The sequence below is a fragment of the Shewanella sp. KX20019 genome (assembly GCF_016757755.1).
Taxonomy (GTDB): domain Bacteria; phylum Pseudomonadota; class Gammaproteobacteria; order Enterobacterales; family Shewanellaceae; genus Shewanella.
The window spans coordinates 4,808,598-4,825,696 of sequence record NZ_CP068437.1 but is presented as its reverse complement, the minus strand read 5'-3'; the positions used below and the strand labels follow the sequence as shown (position 1 = coordinate 4,825,696).

The window sequence follows — 17,099 nt, the reverse complement described above, 5'->3', positions numbered from 1 at the left end:
TTCCTCATTTAGCTAATGATGGGTAAAGTAATGGTGAATTCGGTGCGTCCTACAGAGGAGTCACACTCAATGCGACCGCCATGTAATCGAGCAAAATTATGGGCAATCGATAGCCCTAAGCCTGATCCTTGCTCACGTCCTGTGACCATCGGATAAAAGAGCGTATCCATTAAGTCGGGGTTAATGCCGGGTCCGTTATCGATGACTGATAGCATTAATACTAATTTATGCCGTTGTGTGCCAATTGTCACTTGATGCTGAGTACGTGTTTTTATACTAATATTACCGCCCGCAACATCGAGTGCCTGCACTGCATTTTGTACAATATTGAGTACAGCCTGTTGTAGTTGATCTGGATCCATTTCGATATCAGGGATCGATGGATCATAATCTTGGGTCAAGCTGACATTGTCGGGCAGGGTCAAATTAACCAGTTGCAACACCTTGTGGATGACTTCATGGATATTATAAAGACTGTGCTGTGTCGGCTTCTGTGGGCCTAATAGTCTGTCAACTAATCCTCTTAAGCGATCAGCTTGTTCAATAATCAAGTCGGTAAACTCTTTGAGTTCTGGCTCTTCAAGTTCCCGAGATAACAGCTGCGCGGCACCTCTTAATCCCCCTAGTGGATTTTTTATTTCATGAGCGAGATTTCTGACAAGGAATTGAGCTGCTTGCTGCTGCGCATCTTGGGTTAATTGCTGGTGGATACGCCTTTGTTGGTCGACTTGTCGTAGCTCTAACAAGGCCTGTCTGTGCTCTTGTTCTATAGGGGTTAGCGTCACATCAACAGTGTGCTGTTGGCCGTCAAGAGTGACCAGTGAAACAGTATTGACGGTGAGGCCTTGGTTATTTTTAATGGCTAATTGCAACATCGGAAGATCAACGGCCAATGTCTGATAATGTTCAGGCAGACTCAGTTCAAGGAGCTTGTTATTACTCACGCCCAAAAGCTGCTCAGTAGCGACATTAGTGTAAAGCAGCTCTAGCTCGTCATTGATAACGAGCACAGCTGTCACTAGATGATTGAGCAATAAACCTGTATCCATCTGCTACTCCGCTTTAATCAGTTGCACCATGTTGGGGTTCTAACTCGAATGCACCACTATGGTGCACCAAATTGGTGCGGCCTGCAACCAGACTTCATCGGAACAATAATATTAAGTCAACATTGTTAAGTTGATGTATTTAAAGGTGTTATCTTAATATTCTTTAACAGCTGGTAGTGCTATCTTGCTCTGTTCTGTATTGTCCGGTGAAGAAATATTTTTCTTGGAGGAGTTGATGCAAGTAGTTTGCCGTCTTGTGCTAGTGCTTTGATCACAAATGTATGTTCACCACGGTCGACATTTGACACTTGGAACGAACCGCTTTGTTGAGCCTCGCTCTGTTGCTTGCCGTCCATAAACAGCACTAATAGATGCGAAGGAGCAAGTTCAGGTTCAATCTGCAGTGCGATAGCAATATCTCCTTCGTTACTTCTTATTGTTTCCTCTTCGGTAGGGGAGACGACACGCATGCTGTAGTTAATTTTATCGGCAGTGGGCGATAGATTGCGCTCTGATTGATTTTGCGGCGGGGAAAGCTTGACTTGATTCTCTGTATTTTTGTTAAATTCGACAACTTCTGCATTTTTTACTGGCTGATCAGAAAAGTGTATTTTGCCATCTTGATCTACCCATTTATATACAGTCGCATGGATAACAGGGCTGACAAGCAGTATTAAAACCAATAAACCTAGACGCATTGTGAGTTCCTTTGTGGCACATTAACTCACTCAGACTAGCGCCTTTTCAACAATAAATCATGGACTTTGTTTATGGAAATTTGACAATTTGCCCAAACTACAGGGTGTTATTAGAAGGCTGCTCTTTATGTGCTAATGTTGATACTAGGTATGTAGTGCGCAGATAGCTATGTATGTTTTGGAAATGGAATTCAGAGGTAGGGAGTTTAGTGTGAGTAAAATATATCGTGGTTTTACCTTAATAGAACTCGTGGTTGTTATTATTATACTGGGGATATTGGCCGTTATTGCAGCGCCTAAATTCATAGATCTAAGAAGTGATGCTGAACTTTCAGTGCTGAAAGGCATGCAAGGCAGCTTAAAATCCACTCGTGATCTTGTTGCCGCGCAAATAGCTCTTAGGCCGGAAAATCTCAGTAGTAATAACCGATCTTTCACGCTGGACTCGGGTGAGAATATTGAAGTTAGGGGGGAATACCCTGATGGTCGCTGGAGCAGTACTTTCGCTCATATTGTAGACTTTGATAGTGTGACGAACCTTGCGAGTGGTAATGAATGTCCAGAGAGTCATCCTACTGCATGGTGTGTCCGCGAGAAGGGGCGAAATTGGTTTAATAATCGTGGTTATAGCAGCGAGCGGGGGAGAGGTTTTGTCATCTTTCCACAGGGTAATAGTATAGGTAATAATAACGATGAAAAATGCTATTTATATTACTTCACCCCTAACCGCAACAATGTAGTGGGCCTAGGTACGCAACCAATCGTGGAGCTTGATCTAACAGATTGCAGCTAGTTTTATACCCATCTTGCATCTACAGGCTGGATGGGGATAAATTTATGGCAGCCATTGGGCTGCCTTTTTTGTAGTCGTTTAACTATTATCGTACAGCTGCTCAATCTCACCAGCTTTAGTACAATTAGCATGCAGGGCTAATAGCTGTGCGTAAGTCGCAATATTGGGGTATTTCGCTGTCTCCCCGCTAGCAACTAACAACTCTACGATAAACGACATCATGATATCAGCGCCGGTGAGCTTATCCGCCACCAAGTAGCGCTTGCCTGCTAATGCCTGGTCGACATAGCTAAGCACTTTGTCTGTTTCTACCGCGGCGTAGCCTTCCATAAAATTGGTTTGGCATCCGTCTTTGGCAACAAACATTCTAAGCAATAGTGGCAGTATTGCTGAGCTTTCGGCAAAGTGTAGCCATTGCAGATACTCTACATAATCACTACTGCCTTTTTCTGGTGCCAACTTTCCAGCCGCGTGAGTATCAATTAGATACTCAGTAATGGCACCTGACTCCGCTATAACCTGCTGGTTATACTCGATTACCGGTGACTTACCGAGTGGGTGAATGGCTTTAAGCTCTGGTGGTGCTAAGAATGTTTGGCTATCTCGTTGGTAGGCTTTGATTTGATAATCAAGCTCTAACTCTTCGAGTAGCCAGATAATACGTTTAGAGCGAGATTTGTTTAAGTGATGCAAGGTGATCATTGGCTGTCCCTGACAAAAGCGCAGTTAACTAAAGCTCATATAAAGTGGCATACTTAACCATATGCCACAGTCGATTTACTGACTAAATACCAACTTAGCCTAGTTGCTTAATGATCTCATCGGCAACCACTTCAGAAGATGCTGGATTTTGACCTGTGATCAAATTGCCATCAACGGCTAAGTAGCTCGTCCAGTCATCGCCTTTACTGTATAGCGCGCCGTGTTGGAGCATCATATCTTCAACAAGGTAAGGAACGATATCGGTGAGTTGCACGGCAGCTTCTTCAGTGTTAGTAAAGCCTGTTACCTTCTTGCCAGCAACTAACGGAGTACCGTCAGCGGCTTTGACATTTTTTAGTGCGCCAGGAGCATGGCACACGAGACCGACAGGCTTGCTCGCTTGATAGAAGGCTTCAATCAATGCGATAGAGTTGGCATCATTGGTCAGATCCCATAATGGCCCGTGGCCACCAGGATAGAATACGGCGTCGTATTCTGCAGCATTAATGTCAGCAAGTATCTGAGTTGTAGCAAGCAGCTGCTTTGCGTCGCTATCTTTATTGAATCTATCGGTCGCGGCAGTTTGAAAATCAGCTTGTTCGCTGCTTGGATCAAGCGGTGGCTGGCCACCGGCCGGAGAAGCTAGGGTGACGTTAAAACCGCTGTCTTTAAAACGGTAAAAAGGGCTGGCAAACTCCTCTAACCAAAAGCCTGTTTTTAAACCTGTATCGCCCAATTTATCGTGTGAGGTCAGTACCATTAATACGTTCATTTATAATTCCTTGTTCATGCTCAATTGTTTTAGGCTGAGCCCGCTTTGATAAACGGGCGATTACGTTATGTTTATTGGGGAGTGCTTTGAGAGCCGCAGTGTTGCTACAGGTTGCGCTCTAAGATCTTGCGACTCATGGCTAAATCAACATCTTGTTTTTCACCCAATGCAGTCATGCCGTGAGCTTCTAGCTGTACCATTATCTGGTCGATGCTATTAGCGTCCAAACCGTAATCAGAAAGACGGGTTTTAATGCCCATGGCTTCGAAGAACTCACGGGTTTTAGCGATGGCTGCATCGATAATTTCATCGTTAGAGCCTTGGGTTATGCCCCAAACGCGATCCGCATATTGCAGCAATTTCTCTTGCTTACCGTCACGACGGCAATCGAGCATTCCTGGCAGCACAATAGCGATAGTGCGAGCGTGGTCGATGTCATACAGCACAGTCAGCTCATGGCCAATCATATGTGTTGCCCAGTCATGGGGAACGCCGCGACCAATAACGCCACTTAGCGCCATTGTGGCTACCCACATTAGGTTGGCCCTAACGTCAAAGTCTTTTGGCTCGCTGAGGGCTTTTGGTCCAAGCTCGATCAAGGTTTGCAGTAAACCTTCGGCAAATCGGTCCTGTACTGGGGCATTAACTGGGTAGGTTAAGTACTGCTCTGTGATGTGAATAAACGCATCGACAACACCATTGGCGACTTGGCGCTCGGGCAGGGTAAAGGTTTTACTTGGATCTAAAACAGAGAACTTTGGATAGACATGATCGCTCATGAAAGAGAGCTTTGCTTGATACTCTTTACGAGTAACAACACTTGCGCTGTTCATTTCCGAACCTGTGGCTGGCAAGGTTAACACCGTGCCGAATGGCAGAGCTTGAGTCACTTTTGCGCCCCAGCTTAAAAGAATATCCCAAGGTTCACCTTCAAACAGTGCCGCAGCGGCAACAAATTTAGTGCCATCAATCACAGAGCCGCCACCAACGGCTAATAGAAAATCAATATTCTGTTGTTTCACAACATCAACTGCGAGCATTAATGTTTCGTAAGTAGGGTTGGCTTCAATACCACCAAACTCCACAACATTACGTTGTCCAAGTGCTGCTTTTACTTCATCTAAGGTGCCGGTGCTTCTGGCGCTATTGCCGCCAAATAGTATTAATACTTTTGCGTCTTTTGCGACCAAATTGTCGAGTTCTGCGATCTTACCTTCACCAAAGCTGATATGAGTTGGGTTGTAATAGTCAAAGCTGTTCATAATCTTTCCTATCTATCGACACGTGTTATCGAATGAGTATGGTCTGCTTAGTAGACCAGTCGTCTAGTAAGTAGTTAAAAAATACCCGCCTTAAGCGTAGGCGGGATGAGATAAAGCTGTTGGCTATTTCAGCACGGGGATAGGCTGTGCCAACAGGGCTTTGGTTACTTGCAATACGCGTCCAATTGCATCTGGATCACGTGACAGTTTGTTTTTTAAGCTAGCGCCTAACCAAAGCTGATATAAGGTTTCTGCGGTAACGTCAGCTTGCATAGCTGGCAGTGATTGGTCATTGATGCCTGCTTCAATGCAATGGGCAAGACGCGCAATAACGGCCGATGATCCTTTATCGAGCGCAAGGCGCATTGACTCCGATAGATCGGCCACTTCGGCGCTGAGCTTAACCACTAAGCATTTTTGGTCAATACTGCAATCGCTCTGAGTTGTCTGCCAGCGAAGCCAATAGCTCATGAGTCGCTCAAGACCAGAACCGTTTTTGGCGTCAAACAGTTCATCAATACTGTGTAGGTATCCCTTGAAGTAACTGTCAATGATCTCTTCACCAAACTGCTCCTTAGATTTGAAGTAGTGGTAAAAAGAGCCTTTTGGAACATCGGCAAACTTTAAGATCTGTGACAAGCCCACGTTCGAGAAACCTTTACTCGAAATTAAGCTATAACCAGAATCAATAATATGCTGACGTGTTTGCTGAGATTCAATTTTCATAGCTGTTAGCTTAAACCCTATTAGACCGGTCGTCTAGTGAATGTGTGATATTGATATAATTAGGTGTTCCCTATTTGCTTTAGGCTAGGTAGCTCTTGAGTAACTCATTGAATAATAGCTTATTTTAACGGTAAGGTGTTCCTGGAAAAGTTTTGCTTCAGTACCACAGTTGATTCAATTCCGGCTATACAATGTAAACTGCCCAAAGACTTTTTGACGAAGCTTTCGTAGCTGAGGAGATCGCGGGCGACAATTTTTAGAACATAATCATGTGCGCCGGTGACGACTGAGCATTCCATCACTTGCTCTAGATTTTGCATTGCGGTTTCGAACCGTTCAGCGTGGTGATCTGAATTTTCAGTGAGCCGCACAAAGGCATACACCACCACATTGAGCCCGACCTCCTTAGGTTCTATTTGCGCTGCATAACCGCTTATCACTCCAGTTTGTTCGAGCTTCCTGACTCTGCGAAGGCAAGGAGTATCAGACATATTTAGCCTTGCAGCGAGCTCAGAAATAGCAATCCGGCCCTGTTTCTGCAAAATAGCGAGGATATTGAGATCTTTACTGTCCAAGGAAAACTCCAAATTCAGTTCTATGGTTAATTTCAATAATATAAGTTTAATTTATAGTGGATTCCGATCGTAAATGGAAGTTATAGGCAGAAGAATGACGATTTTAACCCTGGAGATGCTGATAGGCTAACTTAACAAAATAATAACAACGATTGGAATTGCTAGATGACATTGAATACTCGGGCTTTTGACCACTGGATCCGTAGCCGTTTTGTCGAGCTTAATACCCAGTTAGAACTGCTGTATGCAGATCAAGTTGATCGCGCCAATGTCGAAGGTATTGGGGAGCCTCTTAAAATGGCATTGGAAGCTGAAGGTCGGGAGATGATTGCGACACTGTTGGCAGAGGGTAACACCGACGAAGGCTTTGATCATGCTTTTGACTTGTTGGGTAACGTGGGGCTATATATGGCCGCGTGTCGCCGCCATGAGATAACAGAACCCTCTCGAGAGAAAGTATCGCCATTAACGGAAGCGTCAGCGCTAGCTATGCATATCGGTGCCTCTATTGGTGTCACACCTCGATTTGCCACTGCCCATTTAACCACCCACAATAGCGCTAAGAATGGCCTATATAAGCGATTTACCAGCTTGCCTGCTGAACAGCTGTTCGTTGATTACAATACTAAAGGCATTCTCGCTTATAAGCGGGCTGCAGATGCATTATTAAAAATACAGCCTTTAGGTATTTCTCATCCCATAACCGCAGATCTACTCAAGGTTGCTAAGCAAGCACTTATAGATGTAAAAGAGTCGAATAAACAGTTATTTAAAAAGCTAGATACCGATGACTTTTTCTATTGTGTTAGACCTTACTACAAACCGTATCGCGTAGGCAGTCAGGTTTACCGTGGCGCAAATGCCGGTGATTTTGCCGGGATCAATGTTATCGATATGCTACTCGGGCTTTGCGCGGCCAATGAACCCGGTTATTCACAAATGTTGGTGGATAAATTTCTCTATATGATGCCTGAAGATCAAAGCATTCTACGTGACTGCATGCGCCGCTCCAGCTTTATGGATGAACTGCTAGCAATGCAGCATTTAAACCATGAAACATGGTTTAAAGAGAACGTAAGGCTGTTTCTTGAGGTGTGTGAACTACATGGTCAAACTGCAATTCAACACCATAATGAGTTAGTGAATAAGTATATTGCTATCCCCTCCCAAACCATGGAGCAACAACATATGGATAAGGTCACAGCAAGTGGTCCGCCGCTGCCTGTGCTGCTTAATGCGTTGGAGAAATTACGCGACAGACGCGCAGCAGCGCAGCGCAGTGATATCAATACTCGCTACGATGATATTAAGTCGCTCACAGCAAGCTTAGAGGCCAGTTAAAGTGGATGATTTAACAAATAACCATAAACAAGATTTTATGCTCGCACCTGGAAGCTACCTGTTAAATCATTCGGTTGGCAGACCACTCAAAACCGCGGAAGCTGCATTTAGGCAGCAGTTTTTTGCGCCATGGCAAGACTCTGGGGTCGAGCCGTGGGGAGACTGGCTCGGCATTATTGAGCGTTTTACCAATGGTTTATCGAAAATGTTTAATGCCCCGGCCAGCGAATTTTGTCCGCAAGTGAATCTTTCGAGTGCGCTCACTAAATTGGTGATGTCTATCGCGTCATTACAACGTGATGATGCAGTGATCTTAATGAGTGAGATTGATTTCCCCAGTATGGGCTTTGCACTGAAAAAAGCGTTGCCAAAAAACTGTGAGCTGCGGTTTATCCCGAAAGCACTGGATATTACCGATGCTAATGTTTGGGATGCTCACCTAACGAAAGATGTTGATATGGTGTTTGTGAGTCATGCCTATTCTAATACTGGACAGTTATCACCAATAAAAGACATTGTTACAGTAGCAAAACCGAGAGGCATTTTAACCTTGATTGATATTGCTCAATCAGCAGGTATTGTTCCGTTGGATTTAAGTTCACTACAGGCAGACTTTATGATTGGCTCTAGTGTCAAATGGTTATGTGGCGGCTCTGGTGCCGCGTACTTATGGGTAAACAGCCTGCATATTGCAGATTGTCAGCCCAAGGATGTCGGTTGGTTCAGTCATGAAAACCCTTTTGAATTCGACATTCATGATTTTAGGTACCATCAAAGTGCGCTTAAGTTTTGGGGCGGAACACCTTCTGTAGCGCCCTATGCGATAGCGGCGCACAGTATTGATTATTTTTGTCAACTAGGCTCAGACAAACTGCGGCAACATAATCAGTATTTAATTGAGCTGGTGGCCAATGAGCTCGATAGTGAGCTGGTATCTCCCCGAGAGCAAGATAAGCGCAGTGGCACGATGATCTTGAATTTTGGTCAGCGTCAGCCACAGGTACTGTCGAGCCTAAAAAGTGCCAACATCAGTGTTGATGCGCGCAGCCAAGGTATAAGAGTGTCACCGCATATATATAATGATGAAGCGGATATCTTGCGGTTATTGGAACTCGTGAGAACAGCAGGCAAGTAATTATTGCTCTTTAGCCAAAGGCAAAAGAGCAAATAGGCTAACTTTTAAATTAATTTTTAACAGCATGAAGGTAGCTTTTACGATAATCAAACCGCTGATTTAAGCGGGTGATTTCACCTAAAGTCATATTGGCAGCGACAGTATTTCCGTTGCTGTCAGAGATATACTTTTTAGCGGTTCTGTTTACAAAATCAACCACATAAACATTGTCACTTTTAAGTGTTTTTGCCGCTTCTAATGCTGCAGTATTAGAGCAATCGTTACATTGTGCTACCGAATTCATTCCTGCGAAGCTTGATGCAGAAAAGAGTAAGCTTGCCATCATTAATGAAGTCGTAAGGTTTTTTCTCATTATGCTACCCCTGATAAAAGTGTGACGTGTGTCACATTTTTATCATCTTGGTTGATTATTGTCCAACTGTTTTTCACATTCCCCCAATATAAAGTATTGTTTAATAAAAGCTTATTTAAACAATGGCTAATGTAGTGGGTGGTGAATGGGTTGGTTTTAAAAGCGCGGAGAAAGCTAAATATTTATTCGAGGTTGCCTATTAAGCATTATTAATTGATAGTTAAATAACTTCAGTTTTACAAGGTGAGTTTAATGAAGATATTCATACTGTTATTGGCCCTATGCAGTGTTAATGCTATGGCGGACGAATGGCAAACACAGCAGATTGATGCGAGTTTATCTTTTCGAGGCAGCGCTGCGGCTGCAGGCATTATGTGGGTTAGTGGCTCCAACAATAGTGTTTTCCTGTCAAAGGACTCAGGTAAAACTTGGCTTGATGTCTCTATTAAGGATCAGCCTTTAACTGATTTTCGCGATATTGAGGTTTTTGATGCTAACACTGCAATCGTGATGGGCGCTGGTGAGGGAGCATTATCTAAACTCTATCTTACCGAAGATCAGGGGGCTTCTTGGCAACTGTTGCTTGAAAACAAGCATGAAATGGGCTTTTTTGATTCAATTGCTTTTTGGGATAGAAACAATGGATTGCTATTAGGGGATCCTGTTGGCGGTTGCTTTGTAATTTTACGTACTCGGGATGGCGGTAAAAGTTGGCAGCGAATTGCTCGAGGTAAGTTACCTGAAATACTGGATCGTGAAGTCGCATTTGCCGCTAGCGGTAACACTCTTATGGTCGGTGAAGCGGGTCAAGCCTGGTTCACCACCGGCGGCTACAGTAGCTCTATTTATACTTCGCAGGATTTTGGCGAATATTGGCAAAGAACGCACATTCCGCTCTATGATGACACACAAACTGCCGGTGGTTACGCTCTGGCGATGAATAGTTTGAATGATGTTTTCGTTGTTGGTGGAGATTACCAGCAGCGTGATAAGCATGACGCCAATATGGTGTATCTGAAAGAGAAAGTCTGGCATAAAACCCGTAAATCGACCTCTGGACTTAGAACCGCCATGGTTTGTCATCAAGCAAGATGTATAGCGAGTGGGAAATTGGCTATGGATATCTCGTTTGACCACGGTTTTAGTTGGCAAGCACTATCAATTAAAGGCCAGACTCAAGGTTATTATACCTTGGCTATTGATGGGGGGACGGTGATCGCAGCTGGGCAAAATGGCCGCGTAGCGGTTTATGTCGTGCCTCAGGTAGACTGATTTTATCGCTGAGACTCTATCCCAATATACAATTAATAAAGCCCAAGTGAGTGACTTGGACTTTATTAATTGTCAGCTAAGCACTAAGAACATAATTAGCGCCCCTATGCAGCCACCACACACAGTTGCGAAAGCGAGCGTTAACGTCTGAGCCCGTAAAGACACTTGTTGCATCTGTTGGTGGCTAGGGCTTGGGATAACAACTAGTGTTTTTTGCTCAATCTCAAATACCGCGCACAAGCCTAATAAAGTTTCATTTGATGCGCTGCCGTCTTTTTCTATTCGTTGCACTGTGCGCAAGCTGATATCGCAGGCATCGGCTAAATGCTGTTGTGTCCAACCTCTTGATAGCCGCAGATCTTTTACGGTTGTAGCACTAATATCCATGTTCTACTCCGCATATCTAAAGATTTTAATATGCATCAGTTTAACCCATAAACTGGAATGTAAGCCAAGCTGAAATTCCGCCAAATAAAATGCCTGCTAAGAAGAACATAAACACTCTTTTGAGCGCAGCTTTGCTGCTCATCTTTAGGTAGGCTTTGGTTTCTGTCGCGACATACTCGCCATTTTTGTAAAGCGTGCAGACTACCGCTGCAGTCAGCAGGTTACTTACTTGGAATGTCACTTCATAATCATTTCCAGCGTAACAAAATTCATGAGAACTCTTCATCCCAAGGTTACGCTTTTCAGCAACAACTTCATCATTGATGTAAATGGTTTCTAGACCTGAAAACCCGGAACCATGGGCAGTAATTCGAACCTTTTCATCATTAAAATAGTACCAATATCCGTTTGTAATTGAGACCTTATCCATTGTTGTATCCAGTTTATGTGGTGTTATTAAGCTTTCCATATTGTGCTCCTTGCTATGTCGATAGTTGAATTTGACTGCAGCAAGTTGAGCATAGAATTGAACTTTAGACGGCGTCATCGATATGACAGTCATACAATCGGCGTATGACATCGTTACTGTCATATTGATAAGGTGTTGAAATATAAAGGTTTCAATTTCTCGCTAACTACAGTCTGAAAATAGATAGTGAGAGATAGTTGTGCTGTTATTTTGTTCTGTAGTTAATCAGCAATTTCACTTTTATAGCGTTTACCATTAATTCGTTCAATGATCTGAGTCGCATTGAGGTCGTGGATCACATTGATCAGTGTGGCGGGAGCATCGGTTACCGCGCCAATAATGACTAAAATAGGAATAACCTCTATCGGTAACCCCAGAGTGGTGACAATAAATATTTCACCTAAAAAGGCACCGCCAGGTACACCACTAATAATAAAGGCTGACAACACTGAAATAAGCACGGTGAGTGCAAACACATCGGCGGTGAAATCTAAGCCCAATATCGAATAGATAAACACAATCTTTAGTGCGGTGGTCATCGAAGCACCACCCTTATTGAGATTGACTAACAAGGGCAGGCAGATATCAGCTATCTCCTCTTTGATGCCCATTTTATTGGCGGCGCGGATATTCACTGGTAACGTGGCAAGAGACGAGCTGGTGCCTAATGCGGTCACAGACGGCGCCACAGCATTTTTCCAAAATTGAGTCACGCCTTTGGTACCGCCGCCTACCCATGCGTAAATAGTCGAGCCAATAGTGAAGTAGATAAGCGCCACAATAAAGAAGAGTCCAATAGCGCGAGCAAACGTACTGAGCAACTCGGTGTCTTGGCTGGCCATGGTTGAGGCAAAATAAGCGCCTAATCCTATGGGCGCCGCTACCATCAATATTGATACAATTTTCATGATAACGGTATTGAGGCTATCGAGCATGGCAGAGACTTTTTCGCCATCTTTTCCTGATTGGCCAATGGCGATACCGGCAATGACCGACATAATGATCAGCGCCAGAATATTAGATTTAGACAGCAAGCCGACAAAATCATTGGTCGTCAACAGACCCACAAAATCCATGCTGCCAGCCCCCGCTTCCACATGCTGATGTAGATCGAGTACCACGCCTTGGGCTGGATCAAAGGCCAACGCCAAGCCAACAATCGATACAGCGGGGATAATCGCCATCACAATGGATACTAGAAAGAGGGTGATGAGAATAACACCTAGTTTCTTAAGATCGGTCATGCGAGCGATAGAGGAGGTCACGCTGATAGCAACGAGCGGCACAATAATCATGAATAGCAAATTAAGAAATATTTGCCCTATAGGCTTTAGCTTAATGGCAAGGTCAGGTAGCACGATACCGATAGCGCCACCCATCAGCAGCGCTGACAGTAAAATAATCGAAGAACGATAGGGCTCAAGTTTTTGCCACATAGATGAAGATCCACTTATTATTTGATGCCAGAACACTGACTTATGATGTGTTTACCCGTTAAGCTATCTAGCCATGTTGGGGGTGTCAACCTAACAATCGATAGGTTGATATACCCATGCTACTGAATCCTACATCTCCAGGTGGGACGGGGGTAAATAGTAAGGCCTGAGGTTAACAGGCCTTAAATATACTCTATTATCGCTTATTAGCGGCCTCTTCGACCTTCGCGTGCCACGCCATGTTGCCTTGCGCTACGGGAACGATTTAGTCCTTCGCGGTCAAAATTGTGATTATTTATTTGTCGATTGATATTAGTAGGTCGACTCATATCAGTATTGGGTCTCGATGGCATAGTGATTGGCTTACTGGTATCACGATTATTGAGTCCTGCTTCAACTCTCTGCTTGGTTTCCGGTGCCGGCGTCCAACTGCCTTTGCTGCGGCTTTGCCATTGGCCATTGTTATCTCGTGCAATATTGCCATTTTTATCGGCAAAGACATTGTTAGTGCGGCTCTTGTTGTGAGTCGCTTGTCTGATATTGTCATTTGCCCTCTTTGGATCGGCATTACGAATACGATTCTCAGGATGGTTGTAGAGGTTATTTTCCCCTACTCTGTTGCCAGAAAGGTTGTTTTTGGCAACCCTATTCGAAATATTAGTGCGATTACCAATACTGACACTATTACCGATATTAATATCTCCAGTGTTGATCACTACCGGGCGACGATAACCTCCCCCGTAATAGCCGCCACAGCATCGGCTGGGATAATGGTGATTGCCCCAGCCAGCATTCCAGCCAACACCAACCCGAAAGAAGCCGTTGCTCCAGCTGACGCCTACATTCCAGCCAGTCCAAGGGTTATAACCAACATGAAGTCCCCAAGTCGGTGGTCTAGGGTAATAGTAACGACCCCAATAAGGCGGATAGTACCAACCTGTTCCATATACTGGCACACCATAATATGGGTAAGACCACATATATCCCGGTGTATAACCCACATAAACAATCTCGGGGGTGGAGTCGTAAATCTCTACATAGGTGGTGTTATATACAGGTGAACTCGGGGGGATCTTTGCTATCTCACCGGTCGGAACGTTATCTGCCACTTTCCACGGCCCTTTAGCTGCTGAAGCGACAAACCAAACCGCGTTATCAACTGCATAGTATTGACCGTTTATTTTCAACACTTGAGTCGCGGTGTTGACCGCATAAGCGACTTTGGTTCCGGGTATTGCATCAAACTTTGGCTCGCCATCGTATTCAACGGTGAGCTTCGCTTCGCTACGCTTAATGGCGGCAGTCTGGGGGATTTGTGCATCTAACATCGCTTGTTCCGCTTCAGTGGTACCTGCTACTGAAACACGTAAGCCACCAATATCGGATTCAGGCGGAATGTCATTAAAGCTCGTGGGCAGTTTATCTGCGCGAATAAAAGCCCAGGGACCAGCTTCTTTCTTGGCTTGAAACCAGCGCCCAGACAGCAGCAAATACATATCACCAGAAGCAACTTCTCTAATCCACGCTGTCTCGGTATTGCTCACATAAAGTAGCTTGCCCGCTGTCAGGCTTTTCCATCTGGGTTTGCCATCCGTTGCAACTAGTTCAGTGGCTGTTTTCACAGCAATTACGGCAGGTGCAGCGCTACTTTTGACCAGCATAGCGTCATCAGACTTTGGGATCATGTTAACCAAATCTTCTGGCGGATACTCGGTCACTTGCCAAGGACCCATAGGGTTGTCGGCGGTATACCAGAATGTGCCACTACTGAGGTATAACTTCTTAGTCAGCTTATTACGTGCAACAGCAAAGGGCGTATTGAGCGCTCGCTCATATGGGCTGTTTTCTATCTCTCTAAATTGCGGCGAGCCGTCGAAAGACAGCAGTACGCTGAGTTGCTGTCGGAAAATAATGTTGGGTGCATCGTTCTTAATGTTTTCTAAGCTTTGCTTTTCCTGTTTTGCATTGGCAAGGCTGGCCGATAGGCGCTCCATCGAGATATTAAAACTACTGCTGCCGAGGGCTTTTTCTACCACTTCAGTAAAGCGTTGTTCATCTGTTGCTGTCGACTCGGGCCAGCGAACCTGAGTGACTTTAACGTCTCTAACCGTAGCGTTGTCAGCATTGGTGTCGATGCGTGCACTAAACCAAAAAGCGCCAAAAATAGGCTCATCTCTATCGATGAGCTCGAGAGACATGGCCGCACGCCCTTGCAGAATATTACCGCTGAGTGATTCAGGCTGCGGTTGATATACAACAATAGTGCCCTCTTTTTCAGCTACCTCTTGTGGCCACTCAATGGCGTTAACATTGACCTGGCCAAGTGAGATCACCATTATTACGGCGAATATTGAGCGGCAATAGGAGTAGATTTTGGCAAGCATAGCATGTCCTTCTATTTCGATAGGTTGGCTAATATTATGGCTTGTTGTCAGTGTGGCACTTTAATAGATAACTATAGCCGTTCATTATAATAATCACAGCAGCTGATAAAAAATATTATTGATTTATAAGCACAAAAAAGCCCTAAACGTTTCCGCTTAGGGCTTTCTAAATGGCGATTAAAATCGCACCATTAACTCAATTGTTTATGTTTACAAGCTGTAGTAAAGCTCGAACTCAACTGGGTGAGTCGTTTGGTTAACACGCTCAACATCAGCAGATTTAAGTGCGATATATGAGTCGATAAAGTCATTACTAAATACATCACCGCGGGTGAGGAAGTCACGGTCAGCATCTAGACACTCAAGTGCATTCTCAAGTGAAGTTGCAACCGTTGGAATTTCAGCCGCTTCTTCTGGTGGAAGATCATATAGATCTTTATCCATTGCTTCACCTGGGTGAATTTTGTTTTGAATACCGTCAAGGCCAGCCATCAACATTGCAGAGAATGCTAAGTATGGGTTAGCCATTGGATCACCGAAACGCAGCTCAATACGACGGCCTTTAGCACTTGGTACTACAGGGATACGAATCGACGCTGAACGGTTTGCTGCAGAGTAAGCAAGCATTACTGGCGCTTCAAAGTGTGGGATAAGACGCTTATAAGAGTTAGTCGCAGGATTCGCAAAGGCATTAATTGCGCGAGCATGCTTAATGATGCCACCAATGTAGAAAAGTGCCATTTCGCTCAATCCGCCGTACTTGTCACCAGCAAATAAGTTTACGCCATCTTTTGCAAGAGATTGATGTACGTGCATACCACTACCGTTGTCACCAACGATTGGTTTTGGCATGAATGTCGCTGTTTTTCCGTATGCATGAGCAACGTTATGAACAACATACTTTAGTACCTGAACTTCATCAGCTTTAAGCGTTAGCGTGTTAAAACGGGTTGCGATCTCGTTCTGACCAGCTGTAGCTACTTCATGGTGATGCGCTTCAACAACTTGGCCCATATCTTCAAGTACAAGACACATAGCTGAACGAAGATCTTGTGATGAATCAACAGGTGCAACAGGGAAGTAACCGCCTTTAACACCAGGACGGTGACCCTTGTTACCGCCATCGTAGCTAGTACCAGAGTTCCAAGCCGCTTCTGCATCGTCAACCTTGTAGAAACAACCCTGCATGCCAGAACTGAACTTAACATCATCAAATAGGAAGAACTCTGGCTCAGGGCCAATCAATACGGTATCGGCAATACCCGTTGAGCGTAAATAGTCTTCGGCTTTCTTAGCAATTGAGCGTGGGTCACGGTTGTAACCTGTCATAGTGCCTGGGTTTAGAATGTCACAACGAATGTTGGCTGTAGTTTCTGCTGTGAACGGGTCAAGTACGAAGCTTGCAGCATCTGGCATCAACACCATGTCTGATTCGTTAATGCCTTTCCAGCCAGAAATTGAAGAACCGTCGAACATTTTGCCGTCTTCGAAAAAGTCTTCATCAACTTGGTGGCTTGGGATTGAAACGTGCTGTTCTTTACCGATAGTGTCGGTAAAACGCAAATCAACAAACTTAACTTCTAATTCTTTTAGTTGTTGTAAAACTGATTCAGCTGACATTCTAAAGTCTCCGAGTAGGGTAAAGGGTGATCCCTTTGTTCTTATCTTAATGTTTAGCGCAATGTGCGATTCTGCTTTTTGTAAAGCTAGAGTCGTGCCAATCATGTAACGTCATGATCTTTATAT

Annotated in this window: 17 protein-coding genes; 4 read left to right on the top strand and 13 right to left on the bottom strand. The window is 44.4% G+C overall.

What is annotated here, in order from left to right:
- Positions 1 to 8 precede the first annotated feature (8 nt).
- Positions 9 to 1,049, bottom strand: a complete 1,041-nt coding sequence (glnL, locus tag JK628_RS20915; RefSeq protein ID WP_202286834.1) for a nitrogen regulation protein NR(II) — start codon at positions 1,047 to 1,049, stop codon at positions 9 to 11.
- A gap of 179 nt (positions 1,050 to 1,228) precedes the next feature.
- The gene (locus JK628_RS20910; RefSeq protein ID WP_202286833.1) at positions 1,229 to 1,747 is read right to left on the bottom strand and encodes a DUF4124 domain-containing protein; all 519 of its coding nucleotides are present in this window, start codon (positions 1,745 to 1,747) and stop codon (positions 1,229 to 1,231) included.
- Between the two features lie 211 nt (positions 1,748 to 1,958).
- On the opposite strand from JK628_RS20910, the gene JK628_RS23500 reads away from it, so the two are divergent.
- Positions 1,959 to 2,540: a type II secretion system protein gene (locus JK628_RS23500; protein WP_272931635.1), complete on the top strand. Its 582-nt coding sequence runs from the start codon at positions 1,959 to 1,961 to the stop codon at positions 2,538 to 2,540.
- A gap of 78 nt (positions 2,541 to 2,618) precedes the next feature.
- On the opposite strand, the gene JK628_RS20900 is transcribed toward JK628_RS23500, so the two are convergent.
- The 5 genes from JK628_RS20900 to JK628_RS20880 form a co-directional block, all read right to left on the bottom strand.
- A complete protein-coding gene (locus JK628_RS20900; RefSeq protein WP_202286831.1) occupies positions 2,619 to 3,242 on the bottom strand; it encodes a glutathione S-transferase family protein in 624 nt (207 codons plus the stop codon).
- Between the two features lie 94 nt (positions 3,243 to 3,336).
- Positions 3,337 to 4,014 carry a type 1 glutamine amidotransferase domain-containing protein gene (locus JK628_RS20895; protein WP_202286830.1) on the bottom strand — a complete coding sequence of 226 codons (678 nt, stop codon included), beginning with the start codon at positions 4,012 to 4,014 and terminating at the stop codon, positions 3,337 to 3,339.
- Between the two features lie 104 nt (positions 4,015 to 4,118).
- Positions 4,119 to 5,276 carry an iron-containing alcohol dehydrogenase gene (locus JK628_RS20890; protein ID WP_202286829.1) on the bottom strand — a complete coding sequence of 386 codons (1,158 nt, stop codon included), beginning with the start codon at positions 5,274 to 5,276 and terminating at the stop codon, positions 4,119 to 4,121.
- A gap of 123 nt (positions 5,277 to 5,399) precedes the next feature.
- Entirely contained in the window at positions 5,400 to 6,002 is a 603-nt protein-coding gene (locus tag JK628_RS20885; RefSeq protein WP_202286828.1) for a TetR/AcrR family transcriptional regulator, read from the bottom strand.
- A 119-nt stretch (positions 6,003 to 6,121) separates the two neighbouring features.
- Positions 6,122 to 6,577, bottom strand: coding sequence for an Lrp/AsnC family transcriptional regulator (locus tag JK628_RS20880; protein WP_202286827.1), 456 nt, complete (start codon positions 6,575 to 6,577; stop codon positions 6,122 to 6,124).
- A 165-nt stretch (positions 6,578 to 6,742) separates the two neighbouring features.
- On the opposite strand from JK628_RS20880, the gene JK628_RS20875 reads away from it, so the two are divergent.
- Positions 6,743 to 7,918 carry a PrnB family protein gene (locus tag JK628_RS20875; protein WP_202286826.1) on the top strand — a complete coding sequence of 392 codons (1,176 nt, stop codon included), beginning with the start codon at positions 6,743 to 6,745 and terminating at the stop codon, positions 7,916 to 7,918.
- 37 nt (positions 7,919 to 7,955) lie between these two features.
- Positions 7,956 to 9,053, top strand: a complete 1,098-nt coding sequence (locus tag JK628_RS20870) for an aminotransferase class V-fold PLP-dependent enzyme (protein ID WP_202289913.1) — start codon at positions 7,956 to 7,958, stop codon at positions 9,051 to 9,053.
- Positions 9,054 to 9,102: 49 nt separating this feature from the next.
- Here the strand turns inward: JK628_RS20870 and JK628_RS20865 are convergent, their stop codons facing one another.
- Positions 9,103 to 9,405 carry a hypothetical protein gene (locus JK628_RS20865; RefSeq protein ID WP_202286825.1) on the bottom strand — a complete coding sequence of 101 codons (303 nt, stop codon included), beginning with the start codon at positions 9,403 to 9,405 and terminating at the stop codon, positions 9,103 to 9,105.
- Positions 9,406 to 9,657: 252 nt separating this feature from the next.
- On the opposite strand from JK628_RS20865, the gene JK628_RS20860 reads away from it, so the two are divergent.
- On the top strand, positions 9,658 to 10,677 hold the full coding sequence (locus tag JK628_RS20860; RefSeq protein WP_202286824.1) for a WD40/YVTN/BNR-like repeat-containing protein: 1,020 nt from the start codon (positions 9,658 to 9,660) through the stop codon (positions 10,675 to 10,677).
- A gap of 72 nt (positions 10,678 to 10,749) precedes the next feature.
- On the opposite strand, the gene JK628_RS20855 is transcribed toward JK628_RS20860, so the two are convergent.
- The 5 genes from JK628_RS20855 to glnA form a co-directional block, all read right to left on the bottom strand.
- Positions 10,750 to 11,064, bottom strand: a complete 315-nt coding sequence (locus JK628_RS20855) for a helix-turn-helix transcriptional regulator (RefSeq protein ID WP_202286823.1) — start codon at positions 11,062 to 11,064, stop codon at positions 10,750 to 10,752.
- A gap of 40 nt (positions 11,065 to 11,104) precedes the next feature.
- Positions 11,105 to 11,533, bottom strand: coding sequence for a hypothetical protein (locus JK628_RS20850; RefSeq protein ID WP_202286822.1), 429 nt, complete (start codon positions 11,531 to 11,533; stop codon positions 11,105 to 11,107).
- Positions 11,534 to 11,754: 221 nt separating this feature from the next.
- Positions 11,755 to 12,969: a dicarboxylate/amino acid:cation symporter gene (locus JK628_RS20845; protein WP_202286821.1), complete on the bottom strand. Its 1,215-nt coding sequence runs from the start codon at positions 12,967 to 12,969 to the stop codon at positions 11,755 to 11,757.
- A 206-nt stretch (positions 12,970 to 13,175) separates the two neighbouring features.
- Entirely contained in the window at positions 13,176 to 15,353 is a 2,178-nt protein-coding gene (locus tag JK628_RS20840) for a carbohydrate-binding family V/XII (RefSeq protein ID WP_202286820.1), read from the bottom strand.
- A 210-nt stretch (positions 15,354 to 15,563) separates the two neighbouring features.
- Positions 15,564 to 16,973 carry a glutamate--ammonia ligase gene (glnA, locus tag JK628_RS20835; protein WP_202286819.1) on the bottom strand — a complete coding sequence of 470 codons (1,410 nt, stop codon included), beginning with the start codon at positions 16,971 to 16,973 and terminating at the stop codon, positions 15,564 to 15,566.
- Between the last annotated feature and the right edge of the window lie 126 nt (positions 16,974 to 17,099).

What these genes read in the sequence shown, in the direction of transcription:
- glnL (WP_202286834.1), bottom strand. Translation starts at nt 1,049, where the DNA reads ATGGATACAGGTTTATTGCTCAATCATCTAGTGACAGCTGTGCTCGTT.
- JK628_RS20910 (WP_202286833.1), bottom strand. Translation starts at nt 1,747, where the DNA reads ATGCGTCTAGGTTTATTGGTTTTAATACTGCTTGTCAGCCCTGTTATC.
- JK628_RS20900 (WP_202286831.1), bottom strand. Translation starts at nt 3,242, where the DNA reads ATGATCACCTTGCATCACTTAAACAAATCTCGCTCTAAACGTATTATC.
- JK628_RS20895 (WP_202286830.1), bottom strand. Translation starts at nt 4,014, where the DNA reads ATGAACGTATTAATGGTACTGACCTCACACGATAAATTGGGCGATACA.
- JK628_RS20890 (WP_202286829.1), bottom strand. Translation starts at nt 5,276, where the DNA reads ATGAACAGCTTTGACTATTACAACCCAACTCATATCAGCTTTGGTGAA.
- JK628_RS20885 (WP_202286828.1), bottom strand. Translation starts at nt 6,002, where the DNA reads ATGAAAATTGAATCTCAGCAAACACGTCAGCATATTATTGATTCTGGT.
- JK628_RS20875 (WP_202286826.1), top strand. Translation starts at nt 6,743, where the DNA reads ATGACATTGAATACTCGGGCTTTTGACCACTGGATCCGTAGCCGTTTT.
- JK628_RS20870 (WP_202289913.1), top strand. Translation starts at nt 7,956, where the DNA reads ATGCTCGCACCTGGAAGCTACCTGTTAAATCATTCGGTTGGCAGACCA.
- JK628_RS20865 (WP_202286825.1), bottom strand. Translation starts at nt 9,405, where the DNA reads ATGAGAAAAAACCTTACGACTTCATTAATGATGGCAAGCTTACTCTTT.
- JK628_RS20860 (WP_202286824.1), top strand. Translation starts at nt 9,658, where the DNA reads ATGAAGATATTCATACTGTTATTGGCCCTATGCAGTGTTAATGCTATG.
- JK628_RS20855 (WP_202286823.1), bottom strand. Translation starts at nt 11,064, where the DNA reads ATGGATATTAGTGCTACAACCGTAAAAGATCTGCGGCTATCAAGAGGT.
- JK628_RS20850 (WP_202286822.1), bottom strand. Translation starts at nt 11,533, where the DNA reads ATGGAAAGCTTAATAACACCACATAAACTGGATACAACAATGGATAAG.
- JK628_RS20845 (WP_202286821.1), bottom strand. Translation starts at nt 12,969, where the DNA reads ATGTGGCAAAAACTTGAGCCCTATCGTTCTTCGATTATTTTACTGTCA.
- JK628_RS20840 (WP_202286820.1), bottom strand. Translation starts at nt 15,353, where the DNA reads ATGCTTGCCAAAATCTACTCCTATTGCCGCTCAATATTCGCCGTAATA.
- glnA (WP_202286819.1), bottom strand. Translation starts at nt 16,973, where the DNA reads ATGTCAGCTGAATCAGTTTTACAACAACTAAAAGAATTAGAAGTTAAG.